General features: G+C 59.8%; 25 protein-coding genes. 13 read left to right on the plus strand and 12 right to left on the minus strand.

Annotation, left to right across the window (positions count from 1 at the left end; translation table 11 throughout):
- Positions 1-166 precede the first annotated feature (166 nt).
- From AC13C2_RS03235 to AC13C2_RS03250, 4 genes are all read left to right on the plus strand, one after another.
- Positions 167-619: a GatB/YqeY domain-containing protein gene (locus AC13C2_RS03235; protein ID WP_092764556.1), complete on the plus strand. Its 453-nt coding sequence runs from the start codon at positions 167-169 to the stop codon at positions 617-619.
- Between the two features lie 78 nt (positions 620-697).
- Positions 698-1,813 (plus strand): AI-2E family transporter, encoded by a 1,116-nt coding sequence (locus tag AC13C2_RS03240; RefSeq protein ID WP_482885923.1) that lies wholly within the window; start codon positions 698-700, stop codon positions 1,811-1,813.
- Positions 1,810-2,460: a P-loop NTPase family protein gene (locus tag AC13C2_RS03245; RefSeq protein ID WP_092764560.1), complete on the plus strand. Its 651-nt coding sequence runs from the start codon at positions 1,810-1,812 to the stop codon at positions 2,458-2,460. Before AC13C2_RS03240 ends, AC13C2_RS03245 begins: the two co-directional genes overlap by 4 nt.
- 79 nt (positions 2,461-2,539) lie before the next feature.
- On the plus strand, positions 2,540-4,738 hold the full coding sequence (locus tag AC13C2_RS03250; RefSeq protein ID WP_482885924.1) for an RNA degradosome polyphosphate kinase: 2,199 nt from the start codon (positions 2,540-2,542) through the stop codon (positions 4,736-4,738).
- 94 nt (positions 4,739-4,832) lie between these two features.
- On the opposite strand, the gene AC13C2_RS03255 is transcribed toward AC13C2_RS03250, so the two are convergent.
- The 3 genes from AC13C2_RS03255 to AC13C2_RS03265 form a co-directional block, all read right to left on the minus strand.
- Positions 4,833-6,335, minus strand: a complete 1,503-nt coding sequence (locus AC13C2_RS03255) for a tripartite tricarboxylate transporter permease (protein ID WP_482885925.1) — start codon at positions 6,333-6,335, stop codon at positions 4,833-4,835.
- Complete coding sequence (locus AC13C2_RS03260) at positions 6,332-6,814, minus strand: tripartite tricarboxylate transporter TctB family protein (RefSeq protein ID WP_482885926.1); 483 nt, start codon at positions 6,812-6,814, stop codon at positions 6,332-6,334. The genes AC13C2_RS03255 and AC13C2_RS03260 overlap by 4 nt, the downstream gene beginning before the upstream one ends.
- A 61-nt stretch (positions 6,815-6,875) precedes the next feature.
- Entirely contained in the window at positions 6,876-7,853 is a 978-nt protein-coding gene (locus AC13C2_RS03265; protein WP_092764566.1) for a Bug family tripartite tricarboxylate transporter substrate binding protein, read from the minus strand.
- Positions 7,854-8,039: 186 nt separating this feature from the next.
- Here AC13C2_RS03265 and AC13C2_RS03270 point away from each other — a divergent pair, with 186 nt between their 5' ends.
- Genes AC13C2_RS03270 through AC13C2_RS03280 form a run of 3 tightly spaced genes read left to right on the plus strand, consistent with a single transcriptional unit; the run spans position 8,040 to position 10,807 of the window.
- Positions 8,040-8,921 (plus strand): LysR family transcriptional regulator, encoded by an 882-nt coding sequence (locus tag AC13C2_RS03270; RefSeq protein ID WP_424337678.1) that lies wholly within the window; start codon positions 8,040-8,042, stop codon positions 8,919-8,921.
- 3 nt (positions 8,922-8,924) lie between these two features.
- Positions 8,925-9,668: a sulfite exporter TauE/SafE family protein gene (locus tag AC13C2_RS03275; protein WP_092764570.1), complete on the plus strand. Its 744-nt coding sequence runs from the start codon at positions 8,925-8,927 to the stop codon at positions 9,666-9,668.
- On the plus strand, positions 9,668-10,807 hold the full coding sequence (locus AC13C2_RS03280; RefSeq protein WP_482885927.1) for a mandelate racemase/muconate lactonizing enzyme family protein: 1,140 nt from the start codon (positions 9,668-9,670) through the stop codon (positions 10,805-10,807). Before AC13C2_RS03275 ends, AC13C2_RS03280 begins: the two co-directional genes overlap by 1 nt.
- Here AC13C2_RS03280 and AC13C2_RS03285 read toward each other — a convergent pair.
- From AC13C2_RS03285 to AC13C2_RS03315, 7 genes are read right to left on the minus strand one after another with little or no spacing between them, the layout of a single operon-like run.
- Positions 10,804-11,469 carry a fumarate hydratase C-terminal domain-containing protein gene (locus AC13C2_RS03285; protein WP_482885928.1) on the minus strand — a complete coding sequence of 222 codons (666 nt, stop codon included), beginning with the start codon at positions 11,467-11,469 and terminating at the stop codon, positions 10,804-10,806. The genes AC13C2_RS03280 and AC13C2_RS03285 overlap by 4 nt on opposite strands.
- A complete protein-coding gene (locus AC13C2_RS03290) occupies positions 11,466-12,596 on the minus strand; it encodes a CaiB/BaiF CoA transferase family protein (protein ID WP_482885929.1) in 1,131 nt (376 codons plus the stop codon). Before AC13C2_RS03290 ends, AC13C2_RS03285 begins: the two co-directional genes overlap by 4 nt.
- Positions 12,593-13,552, minus strand: coding sequence for a fumarate hydratase (locus tag AC13C2_RS03295; RefSeq protein WP_482885930.1), 960 nt, complete (start codon positions 13,550-13,552; stop codon positions 12,593-12,595). Before AC13C2_RS03295 ends, AC13C2_RS03290 begins: the two co-directional genes overlap by 4 nt.
- Positions 13,549-15,303, minus strand: coding sequence for an L-aspartate oxidase (locus AC13C2_RS03300; protein ID WP_482885931.1), 1,755 nt, complete (start codon positions 15,301-15,303; stop codon positions 13,549-13,551). Before AC13C2_RS03300 ends, AC13C2_RS03295 begins: the two co-directional genes overlap by 4 nt.
- Complete coding sequence (sdhC, locus tag AC13C2_RS03305) at positions 15,303-15,644, minus strand: succinate dehydrogenase, cytochrome b556 subunit (RefSeq protein ID WP_482885932.1); 342 nt, start codon at positions 15,642-15,644, stop codon at positions 15,303-15,305. Before sdhC ends, AC13C2_RS03300 begins: the two co-directional genes overlap by 1 nt.
- A complete protein-coding gene (locus AC13C2_RS03310; RefSeq protein WP_339641795.1) occupies positions 15,641-15,970 on the minus strand; it encodes a succinate dehydrogenase in 330 nt (109 codons plus the stop codon). The genes sdhC and AC13C2_RS03310 overlap by 4 nt, the downstream gene beginning before the upstream one ends.
- Positions 15,967-16,674 carry a succinate dehydrogenase/fumarate reductase iron-sulfur subunit gene (locus tag AC13C2_RS03315; RefSeq protein ID WP_092764585.1) on the minus strand — a complete coding sequence of 236 codons (708 nt, stop codon included), beginning with the start codon at positions 16,672-16,674 and terminating at the stop codon, positions 15,967-15,969. The genes AC13C2_RS03310 and AC13C2_RS03315 overlap by 4 nt, the downstream gene beginning before the upstream one ends.
- A gap of 187 nt (positions 16,675-16,861) precedes the next feature.
- Between AC13C2_RS03315 and AC13C2_RS03320 the strand changes: the two genes are divergently transcribed.
- Positions 16,862-17,476, plus strand: a complete 615-nt coding sequence (locus tag AC13C2_RS03320) for a glutathione S-transferase family protein (protein WP_482885933.1) — start codon at positions 16,862-16,864, stop codon at positions 17,474-17,476.
- A gap of 16 nt (positions 17,477-17,492) precedes the next feature.
- Entirely contained in the window at positions 17,493-18,296 is an 804-nt protein-coding gene (locus AC13C2_RS03325; RefSeq protein ID WP_482885934.1) for a nitroreductase family protein, read from the plus strand.
- Here the strand turns inward: AC13C2_RS03325 and AC13C2_RS03330 are convergent.
- Positions 18,293-19,894, minus strand: a complete 1,602-nt coding sequence (locus tag AC13C2_RS03330) for a thiamine pyrophosphate-binding protein (protein WP_482885935.1) — start codon at positions 19,892-19,894, stop codon at positions 18,293-18,295. The two genes, AC13C2_RS03325 and AC13C2_RS03330, sit on opposite strands and share 4 nt — an antisense overlap.
- A 510-nt stretch (positions 19,895-20,404) precedes the next feature.
- Entirely contained in the window at positions 20,405-21,088 is a 684-nt protein-coding gene (locus tag AC13C2_RS03335) for a fumarylacetoacetate hydrolase family protein (protein WP_474521477.1), read from the minus strand.
- A gap of 164 nt (positions 21,089-21,252) precedes the next feature.
- On the opposite strand from AC13C2_RS03335, the gene AC13C2_RS03340 reads away from it, so the two are divergent.
- The 4 genes from AC13C2_RS03340 to AC13C2_RS03355 all read left to right on the plus strand — a co-directional run bounded on the left by AC13C2_RS03340 (position 21,253) and on the right by AC13C2_RS03355 (position 24,628).
- Positions 21,253-21,945, plus strand: a complete 693-nt coding sequence (locus tag AC13C2_RS03340; RefSeq protein WP_092764596.1) for a FadR/GntR family transcriptional regulator — start codon at positions 21,253-21,255, stop codon at positions 21,943-21,945.
- An 85-nt stretch (positions 21,946-22,030) separates the two neighbouring features.
- Entirely contained in the window at positions 22,031-23,005 is a 975-nt protein-coding gene (locus tag AC13C2_RS03345) for an ABC transporter substrate-binding protein (protein ID WP_482885936.1), read from the plus strand.
- 74 nt (positions 23,006-23,079) lie between these two features.
- Positions 23,080-23,841 carry an ABC transporter permease gene (locus tag AC13C2_RS03350; RefSeq protein ID WP_092764598.1) on the plus strand — a complete coding sequence of 254 codons (762 nt, stop codon included), beginning with the start codon at positions 23,080-23,082 and terminating at the stop codon, positions 23,839-23,841.
- Positions 23,828-24,628, plus strand: coding sequence for an ABC transporter ATP-binding protein (locus AC13C2_RS03355; RefSeq protein ID WP_482885937.1), 801 nt, complete (start codon positions 23,828-23,830; stop codon positions 24,626-24,628). Before AC13C2_RS03350 ends, AC13C2_RS03355 begins: the two co-directional genes overlap by 14 nt.
- Positions 24,629-24,630: the final 2 nt, after the last annotated feature.

The raw sequence follows: 24,630 nt of genomic DNA on the forward strand, positions 1-24,630 counted from the left end.
GAGGCAGGCATCGGGCAAACTCGCCGGGTTCTAGGGAGCGTGCGGCGGGCGGTCAACCTCTGGCGGGTGACGTTTCGGAAAAGGATTTACGATCCCGGAAAGGTTTGCCGGGACGCCCGGCTTGGTTTATCTGTCCGCGCCTCAGGCAACGGCACAGGGTGTTCGGATGGAATTGCGGGAACGACTGGGCATGCGCCTGAAAGAGGCGATGCGTGACAAGGATGCGAGACGGGTCGGGACGCTGCGGCTGATCAACGCCGCGATCAAGGATCAGGACATCGCCCTGCGCGCCGAGGGTCGCACCGTCGGCGATGCCGAGGCGACGGCGATCATGGCCAAGATGGTCAAACAGCGTCAGGAATCGGCCCGCGCGTATGAAGAGGGTGGACGACTGGAGCTGGCGGAAGCCGAGCTTGAGGAAATCGGCATCATCGAGGAATTCCTGCCCAAGCGCCTGTCGGATGCCGAAGTCGAGGCCGCCGTTGCCGCAGCCATTTCCGAGACGGGTGCCACATCGGTGCGCGACATGGGCAAGGTCATGGGCGTGCTGAAGGCAAAATATCCCGGTCAGATCGACTTTGGGGCGGTCGGTCCGTTGGTCAAGAACCGATTGAATTAGGGCGCGCCCCTGAGCCTGCGCGGCTTGAACCGGCGGGGCGGGACGGGCATCTAGGACGGGCAAACGCGAGGGACGACCATGGCGCTGCCCATTCGGCAACAGATAACCTATTGGGGCGTGGCGCTGGCCGTCCTGCTTGTCCTGATGTGGTATCTGGGGCCGGTTCTGTTGCCGTTTCTGGTGGGGGCGGCGATTGCCTATATCCTCGATCCGCTGGCGGACAGGCTGGAGAAGCTGGGCCTGCCGCGCGTCGTTGCGACGACCGTGATCACTTTGATCGGCCTGACCGTGCTGGTGATCGCCGTCGCCTTCCTGATCCCGATGCTGGTGCAACAGACCAATGCTCTGGTGCGTGTCGCCCCGGATTACTTCGCCGCCCTTCGGGCCTGGCTGACCGCGCGGTTTCCCGACATGGTTGCCGAAGGCGGCATCATTCAAACGGCGCTGGTTGACATGGGAGAGGCGATACGGTCCCGCGGCGGAGAGCTGGCGCAGCAGGTGTTGGGCTATATCTTCGGTGTCGTGAATGCGGTGGTTTTCATCGTCGTCGTTCCCGTCGTCGCATTCTATTTGCTGCTGGACTGGGACAACATGGTCGCGCGCATTGACGAGATGCTGCCCCGTGAACACGTTGGCCGCATCCGCCGCATCGCCAGCGAAATCGACGCAACGCTGGCCAGTTTCGTACGTGGTCAGCTGACTGTCTGCCTGATTCTGGGCACGTATTATTCAGTCGGCCTGATGCTGGTCGGGCTGCAATTCGGGCTGGTGGTGGGCGCGATTGCCGGGCTGATCACGTTCATTCCCTATGTCGGTGCACTGATCGGCGGCGGCCTTGCCATCGGTCTGGCGCTGTTCCAGTTCTGGGGCGATTGGGCGTCGATCGGGCTGGTGGCGGCGATCTTCGTCTCCGGCCAGTTTCTGGAAGGCAATATCCTGACGCCGAAGCTGGTCGGCAGTTCGGTCGGGCTGCATCCCGTATGGCTGCTGTTCGCCCTTGCGGCCTTTGGCTCGATCTATGGGTTCGTGGGCATGCTGATCGCGGTGCCGGTCGCCGCGGCGCTGGGCGTCGTGGCGCGCCACGGGATCGCCGAATACAAGTCCAGCCTGCTCTATCAGGGCAATCCTCCGGACCCCGAGCCGCAACTCTCCGTGCCCCGTGACGCAGACCGGACGTCAACGGGCGAACAATGACCCAGCTGAGTATCTCGCTGCCACGGTTGGACGCGCGGGGGCGGGATGATTTCATGATCTCGACATCGAATGCGACGGCGCTGGCGCTGCTGGACAGCTGGCCGGACTGGCCGGACCGCAGGCTAGCGTTGATCGGGCCCGAAGGGTGCGGCAAGTCGCATCTGGCGCAGATCTGGGCCGGCGACACCGGCGCGACAACCCTGCCTGCCACCGGACTTCGGGCTGCACAGGCTCCTGATCTGGCGAAAGGACCGCTGGTGATCGAGGATGCAGACCGGGGCGTCGACGAGGAGGCGTTGTTCCATCTGTGGAACGCCTGCGCGCAGACCGGCCATGGCCTGTTGCTGACAGGGCGGACGCCGCCATCGGATTGGCCGGTGAAGCTGCCAGATCTGAAAAGCCGCTTGTCGTCGCTGACGCCCGCGCCCATTGACGACCCGGACGATACCTTGTTGTCGGTGGTGTTGCTCAAGCTGTTCGCGGACCGGCAGTTGCAGGTTAAACCCGCGCTGATCGGCTTTCTGCTGCCCCGGATGGAGCGCAGCTTTGCCGCAGCACGCGCCTTGGTCGACCGTCTGGACGCGCAATCGCTGGAACGCGGCGTGCCTCTGAACCAGGCGCTGGCCCGCGATCTGCTGGACGGCTGAGGCGGGGGCTGCTGGACACCCGACCCAGGCCCGCCTAGCCTGTCGACTTTCCGGTACAAAGCGAAACCAGACGCCCGCCATGACAGCGATTCCCCCAGCCGACTTCCTGAATGCACCGATTCCCGATCCCATCGATCTGGACGAGGCACGCCGGACCACTCCGAAACGGTTTTTCAACCGCGAACGCAGTTGGCTGGCGTTCAACTGGCGTGTGCTGGAGGAGGCCGAGAACCCGCGTGTTCCTCTGCTGGAACGCCTGCGGTTCCTGTCGATTTCGGCGGCGAACCTCGATGAGTTCTATACCGTCCGTGTCGCCGGTCTGCGCGAGTTGGCGCGCGCCGGAAACCGCACACCCGCCGCCGATGGACGCACACCTGCCGAGCAACTGGTGATGATCGACGAGGATGCAGGCCGCCTGCTGGCGCATCAGCAGTTCGTCTGGAAAGCCATCCGCACCGAGATGGAAGGGGAAGGTCTTTCCCTTCTGGCCGCAGCCGACCTGACCGGGGCGGAACGTCGTGACATGGCGAAGCTGTTTCTGAACAGCGTATTTCCCATCGTCTCGCCGCTGGCCATCGACCCGGCGCACCCGTTTCCGTTTCTGCCAAACGAAGGTTTCGCACTTGCGGTCGAATTGCAGCGTACCTCCGACGGACGGACGCTGCGCGCGCTGTTGCCGATCCCGACACAGATCGATCGTTTCTTGCGTCTGGAGGGGGCCGGTGCCGCGGACGCCCCCCATGCAATCCGGTTCCTGCCTTTGGAAGAGCTGCTGCTGTTGCAGATCGAACAGATATTTCCGGGCTATTCCCTCAAGGGTCATTGCGCATTTCGTGTGCTGCGCGACAGCGATCTGGAGGTCGAGGAGGAGGCCGAAGATCTGGTGCGGGAATTCGAGACCGCGCTCAAGCGGCGTCGCCGTGGCGATGTGATCCGCCTGAAGATGACGGCCAACGCGCCCGCCGACCTGCGCCGCGAGATCGTCGAGGAAATCGGCATTGACGAAAACGAAGTAATCGACGTCGACGGGCTGATCGGCCTTGCCGCGCTCAAGGAGTTAGTTGTCGACGACCGCAAGGACCTGCTGTGGCCCAGTTTCACGCCGCGCGTTCCCGAACGTGTGCAGGACCACGATGGCGACATGTTCGCGGCGGTCCGGCAGAAGGACATGCTGCTGCACCACCCCTATGAGACCTTTGACATGGTCGTCCGCTTCCTGACGCAGGCGGCCAACGATCCGAATGTCCTGGCCATCAAGCAGACGCTGTATCGCACATCGCGCGACAGCCCTATCGTCGCCGCCCTGTGCGAGGCGGCCGAGCAGGGAAAGACCGTCACCGCGCTGGTCGAGTTGAAGGCCCGCTTCGACGAGGCCGCGAACATCCGGCAATCCCGTCGTCTGGAGCGGGCAGGCGCGCATGTCGTCTATGGGTTCACCCGGATGAAAACACACGCCAAGATCAGCACGGTCGTGCGCCGTGAGGGCGACAGGCTGGTGACCTATACACACTTTGGCACCGGAAATTATCACCCGATGACGGCGCGCATCTATACCGACCTGTCGCTGTTCACCTGCTCTGCGGCACTTGGACGGGATGCGACCAAGGTCTTCAACTACATCTCGGGCTATGCGCCACCGGATGGACTGGAAAGCCTGTCGATTTCGCCCAGCCAGATGAAAGATCATCTGCTGACCTCGATCGCCGCCGAGGCCGACCATGCGCGTGCCGGACGCCCGGCAGTCATCTGGGCCAAGATGAATTCGGTGATCGAGCCGGATATCATCGACGCGCTTTATGCGGCGTCGCAGGCGGGCGTGCGCATCGATCTGGTCATCCGTGGTATCTGCGGTATCCGTCCTGGTGTTCGCGGTCTGTCGGAAAATATCCGTGTGAAATCTGTCGTCGGGCGCTTTCTGGAACATTCGCGCATCGTCTGTTTCGGCAACGGGCACGGTCTTCCGGCCAAGAAAGCAAGGGTTTACATCAGTTCCGCAGACTGGATGGGCCGTAACCTGAACCGCCGGGTCGAGACGCTGGTCGAATGCGTGAACCCGACGGTCAAGGCGCAGATCGTCAGTCAGATCATGGCCGCGAATCTGGCGGATGTGGCGCAAAGCTGGGTTCTGGGGGCGGAAGGGGCCTGGACGCGTGCGGATCTGTCGACGCTGGTAAACCCGTTCAGCTGTCACCGTTTTTTCATGGAAAATCCGTCCCTGTCGGGGCGCGGATCGGCCGGGGCCAAAGACGTGCCGGAGTTGACCCACTCCAGCGACTAGCTCCGACCCTCAGGGACAGGATTTCCAAAGCATATGGTCCATGCCTGGCAGCCCGCATCCGTCAGAAACATAAGCGGGATTGGGTGACCACAGCTTAGATGTTCTTCTTCTTGAGGTCCTTCGTGGCACGGATGCCCGCACGAACGATGGCAACCATGGTCAGCAGGGTCAGCGCCCAGAAGAACCATGTGATCGGACCGCGGAACAGGATGTCTGGCGAATTGCCCGACATCAGCATCGCCTGACGGAAATTGTTTTCCAGAAGCGGGCCCAGGATGAATGCGATCAGGAACGGTGCCGCCGGAATGTCGTTGCGCAGCATTACAAAACCGACCCAGCCCATCACAAACATCACCCCGACGTCGAAGATGTTATTGTTCACCGCGAACACGCCATAGATGCATAGGACAAGAACGCCGGGAAACAGGACGCCGCGCGGAATGTCGGCCACATACTTGAAGCCACGAATGGCGACGGAGCCGATCATGAGCAGGAAGACCGAGCTGACGATCAGGCCGATGAACAGCCCGTAGATGATATCGACGTTCAGGATGAACATCATCGGGCCGGGTTGCAGGCCATGCACCATGAACGCACCAATGATGATCGCTGTAATCACGTCGCCCGGTATGCCGAGCGCGAGCAGCGGGATCAGGGTGGCCCCTGCAACGCCGTTGTTGCCAGCCTCCGAGGCGGCCACGCCTTCCAGCTCGCCCTTGCCGAAATTTTCCTTCACCGGCGATTTGCGCCGTGCCTCGCTATAGGACAGGAAGGCCGCCGGGGCCGCCCCGATGCCCGGAATCGAGCCGAGGAACACGCCGATGAAGCTGCCTCGCACGATGGATTTGAAGCATCGTCTGTACTCGGCGAAGGTCACGGAATTTTTGCCCAGACTGCGGGTCTTGCCGACATGCGGCTTCGGTTCCCAGACCATCGACAATACTTCGGGGATGGCGAACAGACCGATCAGCACGGCAATGAAATTCAGACCACCCATCAGGTTCGGATCGCCAAAAGTGAAACGGTTGGTGCCGTAGACCAGATCAAGCCCGACGGTGGCCAGAAGCAAGCCCAGCATCGCCGACAGCGCCCCGCGCAACAAGCTGTTGCCCGAAACGCCCGCAATGATCGTCAGCGAGAACAGGATCAGGGTGAAAAATTCCGGCGGTCCGAAGTTGAGTGCGAAGGAGGCCAGCCAGCCCGCGAACAGGATCAGCGCGAGGTTGGAAACCAGATCCGCCGTGCAGGAGGCCCACAGTGCCATGCCCAGCGCCTTGCCTGCCTGACCCTTTTCGGCCATCGGGTAGCCGTCGAGCACCGTGGCACTGGAGGCAGGCGTGCCCGGAGTCTTGATCAGGATGGCCGGGATACTGCCTCCGAAGATGCCGCCCTTGTAGACACCCAGCAGCAGCAGGATGGCGGTGATCGCCTCCATCGAGAAGGTGAATGGCAAGGTCAGCGCGACCGCCATAGTTGCGGACATGCCCGGAATAGCACCCGCAATGGTACCAATCAGAACGCCGAGAAACAGCGCCGCAAAGGCCTCTAGATTGCCGACCAGCGACAGCCCGGCGGCGATATTGTCCAGAAAATTCATGGAAGTCTCACATAATCGCCCTGCGGTATGGCGACGCTGGCGACATGGGCAAAGAAAGCATAGAGCGCCAGTGGCACGAGGACGGCACAGATGAGTGCGGTTTTCGGATGCGAACTGCGGATCAGGGCGGCGGTCGCAACGAAGATCAGCATCGATGTCCAGACCATGCCCAGACGAGGCAGGGCAAACATGGTGATGACCATGATTGCGCCCATGAACGCCAGTCGCCTGTATCCGCCGGGAATGTCGTTCGGTTCATGTGTCAGGTTTTCCGAAGAATAAAAGCCCGTAACCACGAGGCCCAGTCCGATCAGGACTGTCATCCCGCTTAGAATGTAGGGCCAGAAGACTGGCGATAGCACGATATTGCGCACATTACTGGGTGACGAGACCCATGTCGGAATGACGATCAGAATAATGATTGCGGACACCAGCAGCGCCGCAAGGCCGATCACGGTTTGTCTGTGAATGCTTTGCATATCCCGACCTTCTGCAACAAAATGGCGCGCGGAAGCCTCCGCGCGCCTTGCCGATCCAGGATTAACCTTCGATCCGCATGCCGAGTCTGTCGACCAGCGCCTTGAAGGTGCTGTACTGACCGCGAATGAAATCGTTGGCCTCTTCCGGGCTCATCACGTTGATGATAGATCCGACGGCCTCCATGCGGGACACGAACTCTTCGTCGTTGGCTGCGGCCTGCATCCATTCGCCCCATTTGGCGGCGATGTCATCGGGCAAATCCTTGGGACCTGCGATCCCGGTCCAGCCAACCAGCTGTTCCAGCTCGGGCTTGCCCAGATCGGCCGCGGTCGGCGCGTCGAAGCCCACGACAGGTTCGGCCGTGGTGACCATCAACGGTTTCAGCTGGCCGTTGGCCACGAAGCTCGCCAGGGCCGAGGAGTTGGTGCACAGGAACGTCGCTGTCCCCGCCAACACGGCCGTTGCCGCGGCGCCGCCACCATCCATCGGGATATGCGTGACCTGATTGACGGGATCCTCGATGCCGAATGCATCCATGACCATGACGCCACCGAGATGCAGGCCGGAACCTACGCCAGATGACGAAAAGCTGACCCCGCCTTCGCGTGCCTTGGCAACCAGATCGTCCATCGAGTTGATGTCGGAGTCGGCTGCGACGGCACAGGCGAATGGGTTGATTTCATAGACAGTCACATACCGGAAATCATCCAGCGTATAGGGCAGGGTCGCCTTCATCGCGGGGTTTACGGAGTGCGACCCGACACGGGTGAATACCATCGTATAGCCATCGGGCTTGGCATTCATCGCGGCGACCGAACCGGTTGCGCCCCCCGCGCCGGTTACGTTTGCCATGATAAGCGGCTTGCCGACGGCATTGCCGAGGGGTTCCGCGATCGTGCGCGCGGAAATGTCGGTAGCTCCCCCTGCGCCGAACGGGATAATCATGTTGATCGGACGGTCAGGGTATTCCGCCGCGGACGCCACAGTGGCTAGTCCCAGGACGACAGCGCCCAAAGCACTGAATTTCGAAAATTTCATAGTTTCCTCCCAAAAACTTCTGGCTGCTGAACTTCAGCCTCCCTTACCGACAAGTCCAGCGACATGCCGATCCTTGACAAATCCTATTGGTAAGACATTCTTGTATAAAGCGGCAATTGATTACAATTACCGAAAGCTAAACTAACAGTAAACGTGTCGCACATGTCTATCCGGATGCTCAAGACTTTGATTGCCGTCGAGGAAAACGGCACATTCAGTGCTGCGGGCGACGCAGTTTTTGTCACCCACGCCGCAGTTAGCCAACAGATGAAGGCGTTGGAGCAGGAATGGGGCGTCGCCCTGTTCGATCGCACCCGGCGGACACCTGAATTGACCCCCGTGGGCCGCGCCATTGTCACCCGCGCCCGCGAGATTGTGGCCGCTTACGATAATCTCCTTCCCTCGATACTGGGTGATGACGGCCTGCGCGGGAACCTGTCGCTGGGCAGCGTGCCAACAGGTCTGACGAGTCTGATCCCATTTGCCATCACTTCGATCAAGGCGCGCTTTCCGGATCTGCATATCGGCGTGACACCGGGGCAAACCAAGGAGCTGCTGATTGAACTGGAACGTGGAATGCTGGATGCGGCGGTGATTACCAAGCCGCATGTCGTACCCCGAAATATGCGATGGGCACCAATTAGTATGGAGCCGATGGAACTGCTGACGTCAATCAATGTCAAATCTGACGATCCGTTCGAAATTCTGGCCACACATCCCTACCTCCGCTTCACCCGCAAGGCGCTGCTGAGCGATTTCATCGACAATTGGCTGCAAGTGAAGGGGATCATGGTGAAGGACACGATGGAGCTGGAAAATCTGGAGATCATTCTGAGCATGGTCCATGCCGATCTTGGCGTCTCCATTGTCCCGCATCGAAGCGTGCTGCCACCGAACCCCCTGCCGGTAAGGCATATTCCCTTGGGTGATGACGCGCCAGTGCGCGAACTTGGGCTGATGTCACTGGCCAACACTGTGAAATTGCGGGTCCTTCAAGAAGTAGAAACCGAGCTGTTGAATGCGGTCAAAGTGGGTCGGTTTGATCCATTTCCACAGGCAACGAGCTAGGTCATGACCCTGGAATTCTTTGCGATCCTCGCCCTGGGTGCCGCATCGGGCGGTTTTATGAACGGGCTGGCTGGGTTTGGTACTGCTCTGTTTGCATTGGGCTTTTGGCTGCAGATCATGCCCCCCGCGCAAGCGGTGTCCATCGTGGTGGTCATGTCGGTCATCGCAGGCCTGCAAGGGGTCTGGTTGGTACGCGCATCGATCATGGATCAGCCACGTCGTCTCATGCGCTTCGTGCTGCCCGCGTTGGTCGGTGTCCCGCTGGGTGTTGCAGCTCTGTCGGTCCTGCAGCCGAATATGCTGAAGCTGATCATCGCCGGATTTCTGATCCTTTACGGCGGCTTCTTCACCCTGCGGTCGTCCCTGCCAAAGCTGGAGCGTCCGACGCCGGTGGTCGACGTCTTGATCGGATTTTCGGGAGGTGTTCTGGGCGGTGCGGCGTCCCTGTCGGGTGCGCTGCCGACGATGTGGTGCGCCATGCGACCCTGGACAAAATCCGAGACGCGGGCGGTGCTGCAACCGTTCAACGTGGTGGTGCTGGGCGTTGCCGCTTTGGTCTTCGCAGTCAAGGGCACATACACTGTGCAGACGCTGACCTACATCGCGATGGCTCTGCCGGTGACAATGATCTTTGCGCAGATTGGCATCACGGTCTTCAAGCGACTTACGGATGACCAGTTCCGCCGATTGCTGATCGCGATGATGCTGGTTTCGGGGTTGATCCTGATGGCGCGGGAAATTTTGTGATGACTTGCGTGATCGAACGTGTCGAAGCGGTCTGTTTTCGCGTTCCCGTTAAGGTGCCGGTGGCAACCTCGTTCGGGGTGATGCGTGATCGTCCGGCGGTTTTCGTCAAGCTGACGGCCCAAGACGGCGTGTTCGGGTGGGGAGAGATTTTCGCCAACTGGCCCGCCGCAGCCGCAGAACACCGCGCACAGCTTTTGGTGCAGGACATTTGCGATCTGGTGGTGGGTGCGCGCGTCAACAAGGCGGGGGACTTTTTTGACCGCCTCACCGAGCAGACCCATATCCGTGCGTTGCAATCGGGCGAATGGGGACCTTTCCGGCAAGTGATCGCGGGACTGGATATCGCCCTGCATGATATGTTTGCGCGTCGTGACGGCTTGTCGGTGGCGCGGTTCCTGAACAAGGATGCCGCAGATGCCGTTCCAACTTATGCCAGCGGCATCGCGATTGGCGCCGCGCCTGAGTTGACCGCGCGGGCCCGCGCGGCAGGGCATGACGCGTTTAAGGTCAAGATCGGCTTTGACGGCAGGCGCGACCTTAACGCGCTGCACACGATGGCTGAGACGTTGCACACGGGTGAGCAGTTGATGGCCGATGTCAATCAGGCGTGGTCCGTCAAGGAGGCGTTGTCTTATGCCGCCCAGATCGACGCGATGGGTCTGGGTTGGCTTGAGGAACCGGTTCGTGCCGACTTGCCGACCGCAGATTGGGCCGAGCTGGCAGCGGGGTTCAAGACTCCGTTGGCGGGTGGCGAAAACATTGCCGGCCATACGGAGTTCGTCGCCGCAATCTCCGCGCGGCATCTGTCGGTGGTTCAGCCCGATATCGTAAAATGGGGCGGCCTGAGCGGCTGCGCGTCCGTCGCCCGCAATGTCCGTGATGCGGGGCTGCGCTATTGCCCGCATTTCCTGGGTGGCGGCATCGGGCTAATTGCCTCGGGTCATCTGCTGGCGGCGGTTGGCGGGGACGGGATGCTTGAAGTCGACGTGAACCCCAACCCCTTGCGCGACGCATTTGATGCGGCAGGGGTGCAGGGCAGCGGATTGTTCGCAATCAGCGAGGCACCGGGGCTAGGCGTCGAACAGCTGCCCGAAGAGCTGGCTCAATACCAGACACTGACCCTGGAGGCGCGGGTCTAGATCACCTCGTCGCTGCGATCGTCAGTCTCGCCATATCTCTTGAGCGTTGCGGGCCGGGTCCCTTCGTAGACGCGCTCCAGATTCTTCGCGACCTTGGCGTTTTCGCGCTCGAACAGGCAATCGCCGTTCTTGTCGGAGGCGACAATGAACGGGCCCATGTTGTTGCATTTGATCACCCACATGGCCTGGGCCAACCCCAGTTCCTCGTTCCAGTGGACCGCCTCGACCTTCTCCACTCCGCGCCCCAAAAGCGCGCCGGTGCCATAGCCCACTGTCGAGAGGTAGATCGCGCCGTTGGGGACGAAGAAGGCTTTGTAGTCTTTCGACGTCATGCCGCCCTTGCCGATGATCAGCTTGGCACCGGATTTCGCCATCCATTCAGGCAGCCATTTGGCGAAGCGGAACGACGCCGTGGCGGTCACCGCCCCCATCTCGAAGGTGCCGCCAGGGTTGATCCGCGCGGCGGGGGAGCAGTGGAAGTTTGCCGCCGAGTCGCGCGGCAACTCCATCGGAATGTTGGCCTTGTCCTCCAGCGCGCGTTTGTAAACGCCCTCGCGAGCCGTATACATCAGGCCGTCCAGATAGACGATGTCGCCAAGACGCAGATCGTCAAGCGCCTCTTGCGTGGGCGTAGTGCTGAGGCGAATTTTACGCGGGCTCATTGTGCGGCCTCCGATAACAGGATTTCGGCGGTGTCGCGCCCGAACGTCGGGGCGGGCTTAAGCTGGACGGGTGCCCAGGGGGCGCGGAAGCTGAGGCCGGGCACACGGACGGTCTGGTCCAGTTCCGGCACGGGAAGATCGTGCCAGCACGGAGAGTTCTTCATTTGTGGTTGCGCCAAAGCCGCGCCCAGATCGAGGACGGGACCGGCGGGCACATCTGCCTCAGCCAGCAAAGTGTCCCAGTGGGCGACGGTCATGGTGGCAAAAACGCGCTTCAGCGTATCCGCTACGGTCTGAGCGTCGGCTTGCGCCAATTCCGGCCGCCCAAGTGCACGGCACAGTCGGTCCGTTTGCGCGACCGTGTTGGCGGTGACGACCAATTGCCCCTCGGCGCAATCAAACCGGCCGGAGAAAGGCGAGTCCGAGAACGCGCGATTGCCGTCCAGCCCGCGCAGCGCCCCGGTGGTCTGGTGGTTGACCGCATATGCGCCCATCAGGTTGGTCATCGCGTCAAGCATGGAGACGTGAAGCTCTTGCGGCACCGACGGCTGTTTCGCGCGTTGCAAAAGGGCCGCGAGAATGGCCGCAACAAGGGATTGGCCTGCGACGTAGTCCACGATCGGGATGCCAACCCGCAGCGGACCGCTTTCGGGGCTGCCGGTCATGGCCATCAACCCGCTGACGCCCTGCAAGATATGATCATAAGCGGGGCGGGAGGCGAGGGGGCCGTCCGGACCGTAGCCCGACAGGCCTGCATAGATCAGATCGGACTTGTGCGTCGTGGTGGCGTCGAAGCCCAGACCGAGACGCTCTGCCACGCCGGGACGGAAATTCTGCACCAGCACATCCGCCTGCGCGACCAGTGATAGCGCGGCATCCAGGCCCTCCGTGGTCTTCAGATCCAGCACCACGGATTTTTTTCCTGAATTCTGGCTGAGGAAGGATGCGCCAAGCCCTGCGTCGCGCATCGCCTTCGTGCCACCATGCCCGCGCACGAAATCGTCGCCACCGGGGCGTTCGACGCGGATCACTTCGGCCCCCATCAACGCCAGTTGACCAGTGGCATACGGCCCCGCCAGAACATGGGTAAGGTCGAGGATTCTTATGTCTGCAAGCGGTCCGCTCATTCCGCGGCTTCCAATGCAGGGGCGTCCCATTCGACCGTTTCGCGGCGTTGGTAGACGGTGAACCAGTCGGGGTCGGTGCGGTATTCCACTCGTCCGTCCGCATGGACCCGCGCGACCGCGCGGCGCGATGACAGACAGAAGGCGTGGACGGACATCTGCATGCCGCCCGTGTGGCAATAGCCGACTTCGATGTTGCAATCGACCACCATCGACTTGCCGACGAAACCCATTGCGCCCATGCCGATGGAGTTGCCGAGTTCCTTGAACTCCCGCTCCAGCTCTGCGATTTTCGGATCGGAATTCTCGCTGCCCACCGTGCGCAGGCAGGCGGCGCGCTTGCCCAGAACCATGCAGGTGTCCTTGCAGCCGCCAAGCCCGATACCGATGATGGCAGGCTGGCAGGCAAGCCCACGCTTGCCGAAGGCGACAAGGCTGTCGAGGTAGAACCGCTTGATCCCTTCGATCCCGTCCGACGGGAACAGCATCCGGTAGTCCGTGCCGAACAACCCGCCCTTGTGAACGGTGATCAGGTCAATCCACTCACCACCCGGCTCGTAGCCATATTCAATCTCGGGTGCGCCAATGCCCACATTGTTGTTGTGGTCCGTACGCCAGAGCGGATGCACGCGGTTCGGGCGCAGGGGCACACCGTTGGTGGCGTTTGCGGTGGCCCGGCGCAGGGCGGCTTCCAACGCAATCGGACCGCCTTCGATCTGAGTCTCGTTGCCCATTTTCACGTACCAGCGCGGGGTGCCGGTATCGCCGCACATCGCGCGGCGGTCTTCCTTGGCGGCCTCGTAATTTTCCAGCATCGCCTGCAACACGAAGGACGAAAGATCGCCGTCCTCGACCTCTGCTGCGGCTTGCAGCCCGTCCAGATAATCCTGGGGAATTTCGATGGCGGCCTTGTCCATCAGAGTCTCGGCGGTTTTCTGGATGATGTCGATCGGGATCATTCTGCGGCCTCCACCAGTGATATGGGTTCGCCTTCCGGCAAGATGGTTTCGCCGGGGCGAACAATTGTAAACTTCACGTCCTCGCGACTGACGCCGAGTTCCGCGCCAGTCTGCCTTGCAACGGTAAAATAGCTGCTCTCCATCGAGCCGCTCTCGGGGAAATCTTCGCGAAAATGCGCCCCGCGGGAATTTTCGCGGGCAAGACCCGCCTCGGTTATGACTTCGGAAATTTCGCACAGCGACGCCATGTTCAGCCAGTCGTGCCATGTCAGATTGAAGGCGAGGTTGTCGCCCGAGATGCCGGTCTTCAACAGTTCGGCCTGAATGTCGGCGATACGGGCCTGGCCGCGCCGCATGCCGGTTTCGGTGCGCATGACACCGACATCTTCCCACATCGCTTCCTGTAGCTTGTCGCGGAGCGGCTGGATCGGGGCGATCCTGTTCGACAGAGGACGCAATGCGCGGGCGACTTCGGCCTCCAGCACGGCTTCGTCAGGGTCGCGCAAGGCGCCCATGTTGCGAATGTCCGCCCCCATCACATCGCCCGCCACGCCGCCGTAAACGGTCGAGTTCGCCACCCCGTTGCCGCCCAAGCGATTGGAGCCATGCGCCCCGCCCGCATCTTCGCCCGCCACGTACAGGCCTTCCATCGCGGTGCGGGTGTCCGGATCCACGATGACCCCGCCCATGAAGTAATGTGCGGTCGGCACGACCTCGACCTTACCTGCGGCCAGGTCGAAACCGCTGTCGGCGCAGCGTTTGACCATGCCGGGGAATTTGGCGCGGACATTGTCAGGGCCAAGGTGAGACATGGAGATGTAAACGCCGCCGTTCGCGGTCGTGTTGGACTTGCGCATTTCCGCATAGATACCACGGCTGACCACATCGCGGGTCGCGCGTTCGCCTTTGGCGTCGTAGTCGAACATGAAACGGTTCTCGGCCCCGTTCAGCAACCGCCCACCCGCGCCACGCAGTCCTTCCTCCAGCACAGTGCCGGTCATCTTGGTATGGTCGCCCGCCAGCAATCCGGTCGGATGGAACTGCACCATTTCCATGTCGCGCAGCGGCAGGCCCGCCCGCAAAGCCATGGCCAGACCGTCCATCGTCTTGTCGCCACTGGGGGTGTGATATTTATACATGGTCGGCCCGCCGCCGGTGCCCATAAGAACGGTCTTGGCGCGCACGAAACGGAATTTTCCGGTGCGCATGTCAATCATCAGAACACCTGCAAGCGCGCTGCCGTCCTTGGTCGGGATCAGGCCGATGGCGCGGTGTTCCTGCAATTTCTCGACAGGGCGGGCGAGGATCTGCTCCATCAGCCGGTTGATGATCTCGATGCCGGTCAGGTCGCCTTTGTGGACGGTGCGGTCTGCCGTCTGACCCGCGAAGGCCTTCTGGTGCAGGGAGCCGTCGGGATTGCGGTCGAAGAAGCAGCCGATTTCGTTTTCCAGCTCGCGAATGCGCACAACGGCCTGTTCGCAAAGTTTCCAGGCCATGTCCTGATCGGGCAGCCATTTGCCGCCCTGGATCGTATCCATGAAATGCCGCTCGACCGTATCGCCGCCACCTAGGGCCACGTTGTAGCCGCCCTGGACCATACGGGTGCAGCCGCATTTGCCGATCAGACCTTTGACGGCGATCGTGATCTTCGTTCCAGCCGGTGCGCTCTGTTGCGCATGAAGGGCGGCGAACATCCCCGCACCGCCAGTGCCGAGGATCAGGATGTCGGTGTCATGCCTCTCGATCTGCATCAGATTGCTCTCAGAAAGAAGACGCCTGCCACCAGCGTCGAGGCGGCAACCGCGCTTGCAGCCGCAGTTTTCTGGCCCGATGTCCAGGGCAGCCATTCCAGCGCCATAAGGCGCAATCCGCCGAACATGTGGACGGACAGCAGGAAGACGAGGCCGAATTCCGCGAATTTCACGATGCCCAGATCGGTCCAGCGCAGGAGGCCATCCAGCGTTTCGGGCGCGGTCAACGCATAAGACAACACCCAGAAATGCAGCGGCAGGAACAGGGCCAGCGCCACGCCCGAGATACGGTGGAGCAGAAATGCCACCCAAAGCGTGTGGGCCCGGTATCCGCGTATCATGTGGCCGTGACTCCATAGACAGCCTGCATCCCGAGGATCAGGAGCAGGGCGAGGACGGCCCAGGCGGCAGCATTCAAGGCCGTTCCACGAAGGCCCGCCCATTCAAACAGCACTGTGCGCAGACCAATCGCTGCATGGATCGAGACCGCGACGACGAATGTGCCATAAAACAGGAACCACAGGACGCTGCCCTGGGTTCGGCCAAGGATTTCCGCAGCCGATAGCCCGCCCTGGATCGCGTAGATCATCACCGCGATGTGCATCAGCACCAGCGGGGCCATGATCAGTGCGGAAATGCGCTGCACCATGTAGAGCCTGAATGTCATCTTGCGCGTCTCCTGAAGAAATTGCGGGCGGTTTCGCGCTTCAGTCCCGCAATGGCGTTCATCGGGTTCAACTCGTTCGGACAATGCACCGCGCAACTGCCCTGACTGTGACAATTGTGGCAGCCGCCCACGCCGGACACCGCATCGAGGATGGCCTGTTTGCCCGCGTCCTTGCTGTCGTTATAGACGCTCCACGCCCTTTGTAGCGCGGCCGGACCGAGGTAGTCGGGATTGCCGGCGACCGTATCACAGGCGGCATAACAGACGGAGCAGTTGATGCATTCGATGCCCGCATTGACCTCGACACGTCCTGCGCTGGCCGGGTCAATCGCCTCGATCGGATCGTGGCGGGTTTGGGTCGGGTGGTGCAGGCCTTCAGCGGCGACCCATTTATCGAAAAACGGGTCCATGTCGGTGGCCAGATCCTTGATCACCGGCAGATTGCGCAAGGGTGCGATTTCCATGTGGCCGTCGACCAACACCTTCTTGACATGCGTGCGGCAGGTCCAGCGCGGGGTGCCGTTCACCATCATTGCACAAGAACCGCACATGCCCACGCGGCAAGCGTAGCGATAGCTCAGCGTCGGGTCTGCGTGTTGCTGAATCCAGGCAACTACATCGAGGACGGTCTGGTTCTCTTCCATCTTCACATCAAAGGATTGAAAAGACCCGGCAGCCGCACCGCGCCAGACAGAAACAGACATCTGGTGCTTATCCGCCAAACTGCAGCTCCTTCGGATGGAAAGTCAGTGGACAATGGATATAGGTGAAGGTTTTTCTAACACAAAGGAATAAATTCTTACCCATTGTGTAATTAATAATTACAATTATGCGGTCTTCCCAAAGACCGCCCCACCGCTATTGTCGGGCTTGGAACAAGGGGGAAACGGGATGTTCACGCTCTATTATGCCAAGGGCACAGCGGCTTTGCCGGTTCACATCGCTCTTGAAGAAGCCGGTGCAGAATATGAGTTGCGGCTGCTGGATTTCACAGCGAAAGACCATCTTCAGCCGGACTATCTGAATGTTAATCCAAAGGGGCGCGTGCCCGCCTTGGTCACGGACAATGGCATCCTGACCGAGGCACCTGCATTGCTGGCCTATATCGGTCAGACCTATTCTGCTGCGAATCTGATTCCGTCGACGCCGTTCGGGTTTGCACAGGCGCAGGAGTTTAACCTGTATATCGCTGCGACCGTTCATGTCGCCCATGCGCACAAGATGCGCGGCGCACGCTGGTCGGACGACACGGCGTCCCACGATGCCATGCGGATGAAAGTCGCGGAGAATATGACCGGCTGTGCGGAGTTTATTGAGAACCGTTACCTTAAAGGACCTTGGGTCCTGGGCGAGCAATACTCAGTCTGCGACCCGTATCTGTTCTTGGTGACGCGGTGGCTGAAAGGGGATGGCGTGGATGAAAGTGCCTTCCCGAATATTCTGGCGCACCGTGCACGAATGGAAGCGCGTCCTGCTGTGCAGGCCGCCCTGAAATTCCATGAGTGATCCACTTCGCGACGGTTTGAACGCGCGCTTTTCCGATGCGCCCGACGTGCCGGAATCTTTGTGTGGCAATATGGTTTTGCAAGGGATCGCAGGGCGCGGCTCATGCAGGGCGTTTCGTCCGGACCCGGTGCCTGTGGAGGTCATGGAAGTGTTAAGTGCGGTGGCCCTGTCGTCGCCGTCCAAAAGCGACCTGCAACAGCGTGACGTCGTGATTGTCGATGATCCCGATCTCAGAGCGCAACTGCTGGAGCTTGTATCTGCCCAAGCCTGGATTGCAGGCGTGCCAAGTCTGGTGGTTTTCTGCGCAAATAACCGCCGTCAGCGGCAACTGCACGATATGCAGGGGTTAGGGTTCGCAAACGACCACCTGGACGCATTTTTCAACGCCAGCCTGGACGCAGGCATCGCCCTGGCAAGTTTTGTTATCGCAGCGGAAGCGGCGGGCCTGGGCTGTTGCCCCATCAGCACGATCCGCAATCACGCGCCGGCGGTAAGCGACCTGCTGGGGCTACCGGATCATGTCTTTCCCGTCGCCGCGCTTGCGTTGGGCTATCCAGCCAAAGTTCCGCAGATCAGCCCCAGATTGCCGCTTCGTGCGACCGTGCATCTGGACAGGTTCCGCGAGACATCAGACTACGATGTGCAGGAGTATGACGCGCATCGCGCGCAGGTGCAGCCATACAAGACGCAGCGAAGCCCAGAGCGTTACGGGACCAGCGACGCTTATACATGGTCGATGGACAAAGCGCGTCAATACAGTCTGCCCGAACGGGTCGACTTTGCCCGGTTCATAAAAACCAAGGGCTTCAAGCTTGACTAATGCGCTGTCCCGCTGGGGGCGGGCAGGCCCTCGATCAGGACGTTGACGCAAGCAGGCTTGCCGCTTTGCACCGCGCGATCCAGCGCAGCATCCAGGTCGGCCAGGTCGGTTACAAACTCTCCGTGCGCGCCCAGGCCTTTCGCCGCCTCGTCATATCGGGCACCGCTCAAGTCGCAGCCGATCAGGCGGTCTGGGCCGTAATCGCGCAGCTGGATCTGATGCTCGGCATTCCAGCGTTCGTCATTTCCGATGACTACGATATAGGGCTTTCCAACACGGGCGGCGGTCTCGAACTCGGCAAAGTGGAAGCCGACGGTGCCGTCGCCCATCAAAGCGAAAACTGTGGCATCCGGCATCGCGCATTTAGCTCCGAGGCCATAGCAGAGTCCGCCGCCAATCGCACCGGATATGCCGTTGATCACTCTGTGATCGGCATGCGTGGCGGCCTGCGCCCACTGGCCGAACTCGCCACCGTCGCAGATGACAATCGAGCGTTCAGCCTTGCCGATCTGGCGTTGAACCGCAGCGCACAGCTGGGCGGGGGTGATTTTGCCCGACGGCACGTTGTTTTCTGCACTGAAGCCGCGGGCGGCGACAAGATTTGCGACCTCTCGGCGCCAAGCGTCGTGGCCACCTTGGCCAGATCCAGCCAAAACGTCGATGCTGTCGCGAGGATCGGCCGCAAAACATGCATTCAGGCGGGTACCAAGATTGCGGTGGGCGCGATCACGCTCAGTCGCGTCCGCCTGGATCACCATCCATTTGCAGGCGGGGTCAACACCGTTGTTTCCGCCGAAGCCAAGCGTGAAGTCGATGCGTTTTCCCAATACGACGATCAGGTCGGCCTGGCCCAACGCTTTTGCGACATTCCCCAAAGCCGGATCTTTCAGCCCGCGCGGGCTTTCCATGGCGATCGTGGGCGCGCCCAAAGCGCTTTCCAGCGCGGCCAGTTGGCCGGGATTGCGGGTCTCGCTCATGGCGGGGCCACACAGGACCAGCGGGCGCTGAGATTTGGCAACAGCCTGCGCGATGGCGCGCGCGTCAGATGCGGACAAGGGCATCGGTTCCCTGGTCGGCGCGGCAGGAACCACGCCGCCTGAGGCATCGGCTTCGACCAGATCGAAGGGCAGGGCCATGTGTACGGGCCCGGACCGGCCCGACATGGCGGTGCGCAGGGCACGGACAGTGTCGATGCCGAAATCCGTCGCGCGCTTGGGTCGGAAAGACAGCTTGGTCACAGGGGCCGTCATCGGAACCTGATCCAGCTCCTGAAACGCGCCCCAGCCGTCTTGACCGATCGGCGAGTCGCCGGTGAGCAGCAGGACAGGGGTTTCCGATTCCGAGCAGGTGAAAAGTGGGCCCAGAGCGTTCGCCGCCCCCGCTCCGGCTGTCACCATGGCCATGCCGACTGTCCCTGTCAGTTGGGCATATGCCTCCGCCATGAAGACGGCGGCGGCCTCGTGGCGTGTATGAATGATCTCGATCCCGGCATCGAAGCAGGCATCATAGATCGGCATAATCTGATTGCCCGACAGCGAAAATATACGAGTGACGCCCGCTCTCGACAGCGTTTGAACCAGAAGGTCTGCGCCTCTCATGATGTCCGTTCCTTGATTGAGACGCTTGGGATCATCCGTGCGTATCCGCTCGCTGACCTCCAGCGTTTGTCCGGGTAATGGCCGAATGCATGCAGGAATAACCAGATCAGGCGGTCTGTCATCCTATCCTGCCCGTCGTGAAGGTTCGCCATGACCTGTTGCTTGTCAAGCGGCCATTCCAAAGAGGTATTCCACGTAACAGATACGATCAGCGGCACTGTTTTTCCTGAGATGGCTCTGCATGCCGACAGATTTCGGCGAAGCATGACCATCATCCTACGCAGGATATGAGATCGGAACATCTACCTCACGTTGACGAAAGATGTGTTCACGGCGGCATGACGCATCAACGTGTAATTGTGGTTCGGTGCGCCGGAAACTGGCCGGGCCATTACGCGTGGCGCACCGATGCAAGCGAGCCTCCAGTCTTACAGGTGCAAGCAGCAACCCTTTACGTTACGGCGCCCGCAGCCACAGTCCAGTTCCGGCTGCGAGCCGATGCGTCAAGGGCTAGACAACCTTGACCGTCAGGTCGGCCAGGCCTTCAATTGTGACAACCATCGTGTCGCCCCGCGCAACGGGTCCCACGCCAGAGGGCGTACCCGACATGATGACATCTCCAGGGGCCAGTTCGAAATTCTCGGACAGATAAGAAATCATCTCCGGCACCTTCCAGATCATCTGATTCATGTCACCGGTCTGCCGGACCTCGCCATTGACCAACAATTCGATTTTGCCGCTGTCCAGATGCCCGGTATCTGCAACAGGCTGCAACGGCCCAACTGGTGCGGAATGCTCAAAGGCTTTGCCGATTTCCCAGGGGCGCCCCATCTTCTTGGCCAGTCCCTGAAGATCGCGTTGCGTCATATCGAGTGCCGGCGCGTAGCCCCACACGTGATCAAGCGCATCTTCAACCGTGATGTTCGTGCCGCCGGACTTTAGTGCGACGAGCAGCTCGACCTCATGATGCACGTCGCTGCTTTGCGCGGGATAAGGGAAGATGCCCGTAGCGTCCAAGTTGTTTGGGTTCTTCTGAAAGAAAAAAGGCGGGTCACGATCGGGATCATGCCCCATTTCGATGGCGTGGGCCGCGTAATTTCGACCAATGCAATAGACGCGACGAACAGGAAAAGCCCCGCCCCCAACAACGGGGATGGAGGCAATCGGAGGCGGTGTAATAACAAATTCAGTCACTTATGTTCTCCCTGGTCAAAGCGATCATGCCACTGATAGTCGGGGAGCGTGGGCAGATCAATCCCAACCAATATAATATGTGTTGATTTAAGCGCACCAACAGGTAATGGTTTGTGCAGGTGAAGCGGAATCATTCGTGAATTGGTCAACCAGCAGGGGGATACGTGCTCAACGCCAGCAAACTCGTAAAACGCGATCCATCGCTCGAGCTTTTGCGAACTTTCATTGCAGATGGTGGGTATGCGTCGGGCGATCGCCTGCCAGCGGAACGCGAGTTGACCGAGCGTCTTGCCCTGACCCGAACAGAACTGCGCAAGGCACTGGACACGCTTGAACGTGAAGGCGCAGTTTGGCGGCACGTAGGGAAGGGGACTTTTCTTGCCGAGGAAGATGCGGCGGCCGCTTCATCGGATGAAATTGTCGACCTGGGTCGTAAGTTAACTCCATTCCGGATGATGCGATCCCGATTGGTAATCGAACCTGCGATTGCGCGAGAGGCGGCGATCAATGCATCGGGTGATGACCTGCGATTGATGGAAAGAGCGATGAATCGCACAAGGGATGCCACCACCTGGGCCGAATACGAAGAGCAGGACGATCTGCTGCACCACCATGTTGCAACCGCCAGTGATAACCTGCTTCTCGTTGCGCTGTTTGAAAAGTTGAATCTGGTGCGGAGAGCCGTTTCCTGGGGAAGTGTTGTGCGCTCAAGTGTACGGCCATCGCCAACCCACACAAGCTTTGCAGAGCACGATGCAATCGTGGCAGCGATCGCCGCCCGGGATGCTGATGCCGCACATGATGCAATGCGGACCCACTTGCGTTCGGTTTCGGACCGTCTTTTCAAGGACGCATAGCAACTAAATACAGATCGAGGACAAGCTTCAAACGGCGCCACCCCGGCAAGAATAATCAAGATTAGAGTTCACTGGGAGGAGAACCATGAAACATTTTGTCAAGAAATTCGCGCAAACTGCGCTGGCTGTTCCATTGGCTGTTGCCATGACGTTTACAGCAGCACAGGCCGAGCCAATCAAGATTGCGCTTGCTGAAACACCGTCGGATGAATTGGCCGCTTTCTTCGTCGCCCTGGAACGGGCCAAGGCAAATGGCCTCGAATATGAATGGACCGCGTTTTCAGATGAAGAGCTGGCTATCCAGGCAATCCTGAGCGGCCAGATGGATATCGGCTTCGGCACGCCCTATTCCGCAATGCAGCGCAGCCGTGCACCGCTCCGTATCATCTTTCAGCTTTCCAAGCTGAAATTCTTCCCCGTCGCCGTCGAAGAATACACCGAACTCAACCAGCTTGATGGTCAGCCGATCATGCTGCATTCGCGTGGCGGCGGCACTGACTCCATCGCCAATGTTATTGAAAGCCGGTTGGATATGAAGTTTGGAGAGCGGTCTTACGTACCAGGATCTTCCAATCGGGTTGTGGCAATGCTTGCCGGTCAAGCGCAGGCTACGATCCTTGATCTGTCAAACAAGAACAAGATCATCGCAGAGGCTGGCGACCGTTTTAACGTGTTGCCCATGTTCGATGTCGATGCCAGCGATGAGGCGCTGTTTGCTAATCTCGACTGGATTCAGGAAAACAGCGAGCAGGTGAATATTCTTGTCGCAGCCTTGGTCAGCGTTTGGCAGGATATGGCAGAGGATCCGACGATAATCAGCCGCGAAACCAATCCCGATGGCCCTATCGGTCAGCTTCCTGGCGAGATATTGGCCACGCTTGACGACTTTTACACCGAAGCGGTGGAAGGTGGTTTGTATGACCCCAATGGTGGCGGTCGTACCGCGGCAATGGCCGACCTCGAATGGTATTCAGCGTCCGGGCAGCTGGACGGCGATCCTGCCGAAATGAATATCGAGGATTTCTGGTATCTTGCTCCATTGGATGCCGTAGCGAAGTAACCTGACCGCTGTCACTGGCATTTCAATTTGTCGGTGACAGCTCCTTACTCGCCTTTGCAGTCCTCCGAGGTGTCATGAAACATCGATCGCTCCTTTTGAAAGTCCTCTCCGCGCTCTTGGTTTTCGGCGCGTGGGAAATTGCGGGCCGTATCCCCGTCAGCTATGCCTTTCCTACGTTCATTGAATCTATGACCGCACTGGCTCGCATGACATTCGATGGCAGCATATTCGTGGCTTACGCCGAAACGCTGAAACCCTTGATTACAGGTGTTGCAATATCGACCGTTCTTGGCATCGGCTTTGGTCTTTGGATCGGCTTGAGTACACGGTTCGAATGGCTGTTTTCTCCTATATTCATTGTGATGCAGGCTGCCCCACTTGCGGCCTTGATCCCGCTATTGGTCATGGTCTACGGGATTGGGCTGACGTCGAAGGTATTCGTTGTCTGCATCATGTCCATGCCTGTAATCGTGCTGAGCACCAGCAGTGCCGTGCGAAATACACCTGCGTCGATGAAAGAAATGGCAAAGTCGTTTCTAGCAAAGGATCGACATATTCTGCTGAAGATCATTATTCCCGCAGCCAGTCCGGTGATTTTTTCTGGTCTTCGCCTGGGTGTGTCTGCCGGATTCATCGGTGCAATCCTCGCCGAGTTGAAAATCACCCCGACCGGTGTCGGTGACATCATATCCTACAGTCGCTCTATCGCCGATTATCCCAGCATGTATGCGGCCATCTTTTCTATTATTCTACTCGCTGTCCTGTTTCTGAATCTGCTGGAAAAAACAGAAAATATTCTCTTCAAAGGAAATGATCGTGGTTATGTCTCAGACTGAGAGTGCCTTCGCCGACGCGCAATCGCTGGAACAGGACATCGCCGTTTCAGTGCACGGTGTATCCAAAAACTATGGCGCAGTCGAAGCGCTCAAGAATATGTCACTCGATTTTCCACGCGGGCAACTGACCTCTCTCCTCGGACCATCCGGCTGTGGCAAAACTACACTTCTGAAGATCATTGCTGGCCTGCTAAAGTCTGATACCGGAAAGATTATCGTCAACGGCAAACCCGTAACCGGTCCAGGTCCAAACCGTGCCTTTGTCTTTCAGGATTTCGCATTGCTGCCCTGGGCCAGTGTCATGCGCAATGTGGCATTCGGGTTGGAATTGCGTGGCGTAGCGAAATCGGAACGTGAGGACAAGGCGGCCAAGTATATCAACGACGTTGGACTCGCAGGGTTTGAAGGAGCGTATCCTCACGAGCTTTCGGGAGGTATGCGTCAACGTGTCGGCCTTGCTCGCGCCCTTTCGGTTGATGCAAATGTGTTACTGCTGGACGAGCCGTTTTCAGCCGTTGATGAACAGACCCGGCGCAAGTTCCAGGAAGATTTGCTGGCACTTGTTGCGAATGAGAACAAAACATTCATTTTTGTCACCCACTCTATCGAAGAAGCGGTCTACTGTTCCGACCAAATCGCCTTGCTATTACCGCGGCCAAGCCGCGTTCACGAGATTATACGTCCAAATATCAATCGTTCCATAGGGGTCGAAAGTATTCGTCGGGCCCCTGAATACCTTGATATCGTGGATCAGATATGGGCGTCACTGCGCGCTTATGTGGAATAGGG

This window comes from Jannaschia sp. L-14R (genome assembly GCF_056857695.1).

Coding starts and splice junctions, on each gene's coding strand:
- AC13C2_RS03235 (WP_092764556.1), top strand. CDS start 167: ATGGAATTGCGGGAACGACTGGGCATGCGCCTGAAAGAGGCGATGCGT.
- AC13C2_RS03240 (WP_482885923.1), top strand. CDS start 698: ATGGCGCTGCCCATTCGGCAACAGATAACCTATTGGGGCGTGGCGCTG.
- AC13C2_RS03245 (WP_092764560.1), top strand. CDS start 1,810: ATGACCCAGCTGAGTATCTCGCTGCCACGGTTGGACGCGCGGGGGCGG.
- AC13C2_RS03250 (WP_482885924.1), top strand. CDS start 2,540: ATGACAGCGATTCCCCCAGCCGACTTCCTGAATGCACCGATTCCCGAT.
- AC13C2_RS03255 (WP_482885925.1), bottom strand. CDS start 6,335: ATGAATTTTCTGGACAATATCGCCGCCGGGCTGTCGCTGGTCGGCAAT.
- AC13C2_RS03260 (WP_482885926.1), bottom strand. CDS start 6,814: ATGCAAAGCATTCACAGACAAACCGTGATCGGCCTTGCGGCGCTGCTG.
- AC13C2_RS03265 (WP_092764566.1), bottom strand. CDS start 7,853: ATGAAATTTTCGAAATTCAGTGCTTTGGGCGCTGTCGTCCTGGGACTA.
- AC13C2_RS03275 (WP_092764570.1), top strand. CDS start 8,925: ATGACCCTGGAATTCTTTGCGATCCTCGCCCTGGGTGCCGCATCGGGC.
- AC13C2_RS03280 (WP_482885927.1), top strand. CDS start 9,668: ATGACTTGCGTGATCGAACGTGTCGAAGCGGTCTGTTTTCGCGTTCCC.
- AC13C2_RS03285 (WP_482885928.1), bottom strand. CDS start 11,469: ATGAGCCCGCGTAAAATTCGCCTCAGCACTACGCCCACGCAAGAGGCG.
- AC13C2_RS03290 (WP_482885929.1), bottom strand. CDS start 12,596: ATGAGCGGACCGCTTGCAGACATAAGAATCCTCGACCTTACCCATGTT.
- AC13C2_RS03295 (WP_482885930.1), bottom strand. CDS start 13,552: ATGATCCCGATCGACATCATCCAGAAAACCGCCGAGACTCTGATGGAC.
- AC13C2_RS03300 (WP_482885931.1), bottom strand. CDS start 15,303: ATGCAGATCGAGAGGCATGACACCGACATCCTGATCCTCGGCACTGGC.
- sdhC (WP_482885932.1), bottom strand. CDS start 15,644: ATGATACGCGGATACCGGGCCCACACGCTTTGGGTGGCATTTCTGCTC.
- AC13C2_RS03310 (WP_339641795.1), bottom strand. CDS start 15,970: ATGACATTCAGGCTCTACATGGTGCAGCGCATTTCCGCACTGATCATG.
- AC13C2_RS03315 (WP_092764585.1), bottom strand. CDS start 16,674: ATGTCTGTTTCTGTCTGGCGCGGTGCGGCTGCCGGGTCTTTTCAATCC.
- AC13C2_RS03320 (WP_482885933.1), top strand. CDS start 16,862: ATGTTCACGCTCTATTATGCCAAGGGCACAGCGGCTTTGCCGGTTCAC.
- AC13C2_RS03330 (WP_482885935.1), bottom strand. CDS start 19,894: ATGAGAGGCGCAGACCTTCTGGTTCAAACGCTGTCGAGAGCGGGCGTC.
- AC13C2_RS03345 (WP_482885936.1), top strand. CDS start 22,031: ATGAAACATTTTGTCAAGAAATTCGCGCAAACTGCGCTGGCTGTTCCA.
- AC13C2_RS03350 (WP_092764598.1), top strand. CDS start 23,080: ATGAAACATCGATCGCTCCTTTTGAAAGTCCTCTCCGCGCTCTTGGTT.
- AC13C2_RS03355 (WP_482885937.1), top strand. CDS start 23,828: ATGTCTCAGACTGAGAGTGCCTTCGCCGACGCGCAATCGCTGGAACAG.